Annotated in this window: 4 protein-coding genes and 1 pseudogene; all 5 read left to right on the forward strand. The window is 39.6% G+C overall.

The window, feature by feature from the left end; translation table 11 throughout:
• Positions 1-76 precede the first annotated feature (76 nt).
• Positions 77-268 (forward strand): hypothetical protein, encoded by a 192-nt coding sequence (locus tag BM291_RS18025; RefSeq protein ID WP_092900037.1) that lies wholly within the window; start codon positions 77-79, stop codon positions 266-268.
• A 224-nt stretch (positions 269-492) separates the two neighbouring features.
• Positions 493-2,004 (forward strand): sialate O-acetylesterase, encoded by a 1,512-nt coding sequence (locus BM291_RS18030; protein ID WP_092900039.1) that lies wholly within the window; start codon positions 493-495, stop codon positions 2,002-2,004.
• Positions 2,005-2,579: 575 nt separating this feature from the next.
• The gene (locus BM291_RS18035; protein ID WP_092900041.1) at positions 2,580-5,648 is read left to right on the forward strand and encodes a SusC/RagA family TonB-linked outer membrane protein; all 3,069 of its coding nucleotides are present in this window, start codon (positions 2,580-2,582) and stop codon (positions 5,646-5,648) included.
• An 18-nt stretch (positions 5,649-5,666) separates the two neighbouring features.
• On the forward strand, positions 5,667-7,169 hold the full coding sequence (locus tag BM291_RS18040; protein WP_092900043.1) for a RagB/SusD family nutrient uptake outer membrane protein: 1,503 nt from the start codon (positions 5,667-5,669) through the stop codon (positions 7,167-7,169).
• Positions 7,170-7,203: 34 nt separating this feature from the next.
• Positions 7,204-7,397: pseudogene (locus BM291_RS18045) on the forward strand (hypothetical protein); the annotation flags it as partial.

A 7,397-nucleotide genomic window follows, 5' to 3' on the forward strand; every position in this document is an offset into this window, starting at 1 on the left:
CTCATGCATTCAGTGCTACAATTCCATCTGTGAGCTCAGATCCTAACGTTTTCAATGTGAAAAATTATGGGGATAAATGATACATATTGCCATGGATACCGAAGGTGTTCAAGCAGCAATTGACGCTTGTTACGCCAAAGGTGGTGGTACAGTCAGGGCACCAGCTGGTAATTATATAATTGGCACTATTCAGTTGAAGAGCAACATCACGCTTTCTCTCTATTATGTGGCCTCATTGCTTGGAAGTCAGTATATGGCGGTTTTATGATAAAAACTTGACGCATCCAAGAAAGGGGGATTCAGAATGTTTGATTTTCGCTGAAAATGCAACAAGTATAACCTTTAAGAATGTGACAATGACCACCCGAAACCAGACATACGTAAAGAGATAGTATTAAATAATTTAGCAGGATTTATAAATCAATAAATAATATTTGAGTCATTCGAGAATAAGTTGAAGATAGACAAGATTAGAAGTCAAAAGATAGTAATATGATAACTCAAAAATTCTTTGCCTTAAATGTGTTTCTTTTAGGTATGCTGGTGTTTAGTGCTGGCTACGCTCAGGAATTGACTTTTACTGAGGCTCCGGAAAACTACCGCCTGTATGCAAGAAATCAGAACGATAGTGCTGTGGTGCGATATACAGGGAAAGTAACAAAGGGAGAGGATGTAAGCAGTTTAACACTTAAAGTCTATAAGGACGACGTGCTGTATGAAATTCAAGAAGTGCCACTAATTGATAAAGCTTTTTCGATTACTTCTAAAATATATGCAGGTCTTCATCTGTTTCGTTTTGAACTTTTTACCCTAGAAGGCCAGAAAGAAAGCATATATATGGTAGCTGACAATGTGGTTTGCGGTGATGCTTACATCATTACCGGACAATCCAATTCCCACCCAAGTAGTACTTTATCTACCTATAGCAGTCCATTCGCCAGAAGTTTTGGCGTCAAAACAGGTTATGAACCCTATAGTGAAGAAGATAAAAACGTGCGTTGGGGAAGTGCAACCGGAAATTGTCCCGGACTGGAAAAGGAAGTTGGAGGTTGGTTTATCAAGAATCCCCATGGCGTTGGAGTTTGGGGAATGGAGTTGGCTAGATTGATCATAGAAAAACATCAGGTACCTGTATGCATTATCAATGGAGGCAGCGGTTCCTCTTCCATCGAGGAAAATATGCTTTATCCGGAACTACCTTCATTGGAAACCAGTTTCGGTCGCCTTGCCTATCGGGTTAACCAAGCAGGATTGAAGGATCAGGTGAAAGCTATCTTTTGGCACCAGGGAGAAACCAACACCAATACGCTGGAAGGATATCAGTCCTATCCTGCAAATTTCGATACCTTAAAAAAAGACTGGGAGCGGGTATATACAGGAGTTGAAAAAATCTATCTATTCCAATTGCATCCCGGATGTGGAGCAAAAACGGAAGGTTATTATAATGAGCTTCGGGAGATTCAAACCCAACTAGCGGACACCTATGATAATGTAGAGATTATGTCTACGATGGGAGTGAGTGGTCATGATGGGTGTCACTTTTCTTATCAGGGCTATCTGGAATTTGCCGAGCGCATCTTCCCTTTGGTTTCTCGTGATTTTTATGGAGAGCAGCCTACTTCTGTCATCACTCCGCCCAAATTGCTGAGCGCAAAATATGTTAGTGAAAATGAATTGGAACTTCTGTTTGACCAAGCCATAGCTGTAGAAGAAAAGCGGGAAGTCAACGGAAAAACGTACTTCCTAAAGGATCAATTTTTCTTCAAAATAGAACTGGATAGCGCATTTGTTTCTGCTATGATTAGCAGTATAAAATCACAAGGAAATAAGTTGATCCTTACATTTGAAAAAGCAGAGTCGTATCCGTTTGTCACGTATTTGCCTGGTAAATTCTATACAGGAACCAACGAGTTCTACGAAGGTCCTTGGCTTACAGGAAGTGCAAATAATTTGGGAGCTTTGAGTTTCCATCAGCGCGAAGTTGTACCACTTCAGAAGAAATAGAAATTATTTTTTTGTGAAAATTGATCATAAGCTGCTGAAATTCACAGCTAATTGAAATTTCATTCAAGATAGTGTTTCCAAAAAAAAAGCTTCTCAGGGCCAGATTTGGTGTAGTCGCTAGTGCAGGCTTATCTACAAACTTATGTAGAAAGGTAATGCTCTTGAGGTAGTACCAGAAGTTGAAGATATAGCGATTGTAGAAAAACAGACTATATGTTGGGAAATGACTATCGCCCGCATGCTTGGAATCTTAAATCACCACATTTATAAGACCCACAGCCTTTTACTCATTTTTTTTTCTGAAGCATTCGAGATGTGTATGAAAAATAGAAGGTTAATAGATCAAAATTGTATTTCCGAAATTTTCTTTCTGACATATAGGTAATGTCAGTTGATTCGATAGAAAGTTTGTGTTAAACACAAAATATTACTCTGAAAATAGTTGTGCACAGGTGTGTCCTACTTATATAGGTGTAACAGGACAGTGCAGCAAGTTGATAATAATACCTTTTGAAAAATTAGGATACTGCATAAGGCTGTATTTAATCAATCATTTTAACCCAAAATTATACCATATGAAAAAGCACATTACTATGCTTATGTTTTTCATGCTATTAGCAGTTTTTGGCTTACAGGCCCAAAACAAAATAGTAAGCGGAAAAATAATCGATTCGTCAGGAGAGTTAATGCCAGGCGTTACTATTATCCAAAAAGGCACTGCCAACGGCACAGCCTCCGATATCGACGGGAAGTATTCATTGTCAGTTTCTGAAGGAGCTACATTAGTATTTTCTTTCATCGGATATTCTACTATTGAAAAAGCTGTTGGAAGTAGCAACGTCTTGAATATAACGTTACAGATAGATGAATCTGAGCTTGATGAGGTCGTAGTAATTGGCTACGGAACTCAAAAGAAATCGGATTTAACAGGTGCTGTTGGTTCTGTAGGAGAAAAAGACTTAAGAGATAGGCCTTCTGCTTCACTTAGCCAAAATCTTTCAGGTAGAGTGCAAGGAGTGAATGTCTCTGTCAATTCGGGCCGACCAGGCGGACGAGCAAATATTCGAATAAGAGGTAACACCTCTGTTAGTATTGCAAATGATCCACTTTATGTGATTGATGGAGTAATCCTACATTCTGCTGGCCTAGCAAATGGTAGCACTCCAATTGATTACATCAACCCAAATGACATTGCTTCTATAGAGGTGTTGAAAGATGCATCTGCAACCGCCATTTATGGTGCGCGTGGAGCGAACGGAGTTATTTTGGTAAGCACTAAAAGAGGAAGCAAAACAGGTGGTACCATTACTTACGATGGTAACTTTAGCATAGGGACACTTCCTAAAAAAATTCCGCTTTTGAATTCAGCAGAATTCCTTGCAGCTGAAGATCTAGCCTATCAAAATGCTCAAAAATATGATCCTAATGGCTGGGCAAATGGAATCTATAAAGACCCAAAACTTAAAAGAACAGATCCAAAGCTTTTCGATAGTAATGGAAACCCACTTTATGATACAGATTGGCAAGATGAATCATTCCAACAAGCTATTACCCAAAACCATCAACTAAGCTTAACCGGCGGAAATCAAGATGATAGCTTCGGGGCTTACTTAGGTTATAGAGATGAAGATGGCTTGATGAAAGAGTCATGGATGAAAAGATTTTCCGGTCGATTTGTATTCGATAGTAAAATCAAAAAGTGGGTGACAGTTGGTGGAGGTTTAAGCTACAATGACCAAAAAGAAAGTCAAGTTGATCCTCTTGGAAATGGTGGTATTATAGCTATGCGCCAGGTATTGGAAGCGTTACCAATTATTCCGGTAAGATACCCTGATGGTTCATGGGCAGGAAATGCAGATTATCCTGGCATGGAAGGCGGAAACAATCCTCTTCAGGTGGCTAAGGAAAGGATATATCTAGTGAACACACAAACGGTTCTGGGAAATATTTATGCTAACTTTTTTCTGGCAAAAGGCCTTGAGCTAAGATCCAATGTCTCCACTAACATCGTCAATCAGCGAGTTGATTATTATGGAGGCAGAAATCTAAATTACATCGCCAAAAATCAAGGCGGAGATGCTTCAGTTTCTAATGATAGACTCAACTCCTGGCAATTTGAAAACTACCTTACCTATATCAAAACCATTAATGAAAATCATGCGCTCAACGCTATGGTTGGACTTTCCTGGCAGCATGTAGACAGGTTTAATTCTACTGCAAGAGCTCAGAATTTTCAGGATGATTATTTCATGTTTAATAATCTGGGGGCTGGAGCAAATGCAATCCAACCGCAATCAGGTAGTGTAGCATATGGTCTTAATTCCTACTTTTCGCGTTTGAATTACACGCTAAAAGACAAGTATTTATTTACGTTCACAGGTAGGGTTGACGGATCCTCCAAATTCGGTGAATCTAACCAATATGCATTTTTCCCATCTGCAGCTTTTGCTTGGAGAGCCTCAGATGAAAACTTTTTACAGAATAGCTCTTCCATCTCGAATTTGAAATTCAGATCCAGCATAGGAATGACTGGAAACTCTGAAATAACAGCCTATCAGGCACTTGCCGGAATGGGGAATTACTCGGTGATTTTCAATAACCAAAGAGAAATAGGAATAGGAATAAGTAGGTTGGCAAACCCAAACCTACGCTGGGAGAAGACAACACAGATTGATATAGGTGCTGAACTTGGTTTGTTCCAGAATAAAGTAATGTTTGAAATTGATCTATACAGAAAGATTACTGATGATATGCTCCTAAGTGCTCCTGTTCCATCAAGCAGTGGGTATTCAGTAGTGAGCCAGAATGTGGGAAGTATGGAAAATACAGGAATTGAACTGGGGCTAAACACGGTCAATTTTGAGAGAAATAATTTCTCCTGGAATACCACGTTCAACTTCTCCTATAATAAGAATGAGGTGCTGGAACTTGCTGGAGGGTCTGATATTTTCCTTGGATCCACCATCGTCAGAAAGGGTGAATCGGTAGGAGCTTTCTTTGGATTTGTCCATGAAGGAACCTGGAATACAAGTGAAGAATCTATAGCTGCCCAGTACAACAAACGCCCAGGAGACATTAAGTATAAGGATGTGAATGAGGATGGAGTTATCAATGATTCAGACAGAGTAGTAATAGGTAAAGGTATACCTGATGGATTTGGCACTTTCGCCAACACATTTACTTTTAAAAACTTTGAATTACTGGTAGATATCCAATATACCTATGGCAATGATGTGCTTTTTAGAAGTAAGCACTCAGCCGAGGATAGAACGGGGATCGCAAACAGTTTCAAAACCATTCTAAACGCATGGACTCCAGAGAATCAGGATACAAACATTGCTCAAATCCGACCGCTTACCGCTGGGTATAATACAAACAATGACTCAGACCGTGTGCAAGATGGATCATTCGTAAGAGGTAGAAATCTAATGCTCTCCTACAATTTCCTCCCTCAGACATTGGAAAAAATCAACGTGGAAAGAATGAGAGCATACGTGTCTGTGCAAAATTTCTTTCTAGCTACAAAGTACGCTGGATATGACCCTGAAGTGTCCACCTCAGGAGCAGCATTTGATCAAGGGGTAGATCTTTATGCCTACCCAAAGCCGAGAGTCTTTATGCTTGGTGTAAGTATCACATTGTAAATTTTAACTAGCAGAATTATGAAACGTATAGAACAATATATAAAAAAGATATCTCTGGTTGCTTTGCTGATTTCAGCCGCCAGCTGTGCTGATTTTTTGGATGAAAGTGACAGTTCAAACTTCACATTGGACAATTATTTCACCAAACCTGAGCATGCAAAAAGTGTAGTAAACTCCGTATATGAAAGTTTACAACCAGTTATGGCCAGTGGATTCGGAGGCGGACCATGGATGATGGTTGAGTTTGCTACTGGATTGGCCGACACAGAATTGGGTCAAGCTCAAAATAGTCTATTTGTCAAGGACCTAGTCAACAACTCCGATAATGGCTACGGTCAAACTATCTGGACTAGCTACTATAAAGGGATAGCCAACGCAAATATTGCGATTGCAAAAATTCCTGGAATCACAATGGATGAAACAGCGAAACTAAAATTAATCGGTGAAGCAAAATTCATGAGAGCTTACTACTATTTTAATTTGGTAAGAATCTTTGGGAACATCCCGTTGACTTTAGAGCCTATTGATTTAACTTCTGAGGATTTATTTGCAGCCCCAGCCAATCCTGAAGCGGTATATAATCAGATCGTTATGGACCTAAAAGATGCTGAAGTTTCCGGACTTCCGATGCGTGACGCTAGTGGACGAGCATCCTTAGGAGCAGCCAAATCATTGTTGTCTTCTGTGTATTTGACAATGGCAGGATATCCGCTTCAAAAGGGAGCTGAATACTATACACTCGCAGCAGCCAAATCTAAAGAGGTAATAGATTCCGGTACATTTTCACTCTTCACTTCTTACGGGGATTTGCACAATCCTGCCATGAAAAACTTGGGAGAAAACATCTTTATGGCCCAATTTGCCGCATTTATTTTACCATCAAGCTGGCAAGTGTCCATCATCCCCTACAACAGAGGTATTTCCAATTACAGTTCAGAAACCGGTGGTATTTTCGCTCAGGAGGAATTTGTTAAATCTTATGAAACGGGTGACAAAAGAGCAAATGAAAAAGAATTCTATTACACCAGTTATTCGCTTCGAGCAGATAGATCCAAAACATTGGAATTGGGCGATTATTATATCTACAAGCACTTTGATGTGTTAGCTCAAACTAGCACAACTAGTAGCGGAATGAATTGGCCAATTTTAAGATTGGCTGAGGTACTCTTGATTTATGCCGAAGCTTCAAACGAAGCAAATGGTCCTAATTCTGAAGCATATAATGCAATCAATAAAGTGAGAAACAGAGCAGAGCTTGCACCTCTGGACGGACTTTCCAAAGACGAGTTGAGAGAAGCAATTTGGAGAGAGAAATTTTATGAGTTGTCCTACGAAAACAAAACCTGGTTTGACATGGTGAGAATTCGCAAAGGATTCAATGCCAAAACGTTGGAATTTGAAGAATATGTTGGTCACAAGTTCGTCTATGGACCTACCTTGAAAGAGCGTGAATTGCTATTCCCTATTCCTACCGCTGAAATTAGAAACAACAAGAATCTGATTCAGAACTCAGGATATTGAGTTTAATCCGTTAAGAATTTAAGAATAAAACACTATGAAAGGTATACTAAGAATTGCTTGTTTGGCCTTTCTTCTATGCTGTACTATGGAAGGTTTTGCCCAAAAAGGCAAAACCTTCTTACAGTTTGAAGGAAAAGAAGGGCCTGGAAAAGGCAAAAATGTCGTATTGATCTCAGGAGATGATGAGTATAGATCTGAGGAATCCATGCCGATGATGGCGAAAATCCT

The organism is Algoriphagus aquimarinus (assembly GCF_900112005.1).
GTDB lineage: Bacteria > Bacteroidota > Bacteroidia > Cytophagales > Cyclobacteriaceae > Algoriphagus > Algoriphagus aquimarinus.

Coding starts and splice junctions, on each gene's coding strand:
- BM291_RS18025 (WP_092900037.1), top strand. CDS start 77: ATGATACATATTGCCATGGATACCGAAGGTGTTCAAGCAGCAATTGAC.
- BM291_RS18035 (WP_092900041.1), top strand. CDS start 2,580: ATGAAAAAGCACATTACTATGCTTATGTTTTTCATGCTATTAGCAGTT.
- BM291_RS18030 (WP_092900039.1), top strand. CDS start 493: ATGATAACTCAAAAATTCTTTGCCTTAAATGTGTTTCTTTTAGGTATG.
- BM291_RS18040 (WP_092900043.1), top strand. CDS start 5,667: ATGAAACGTATAGAACAATATATAAAAAAGATATCTCTGGTTGCTTTG.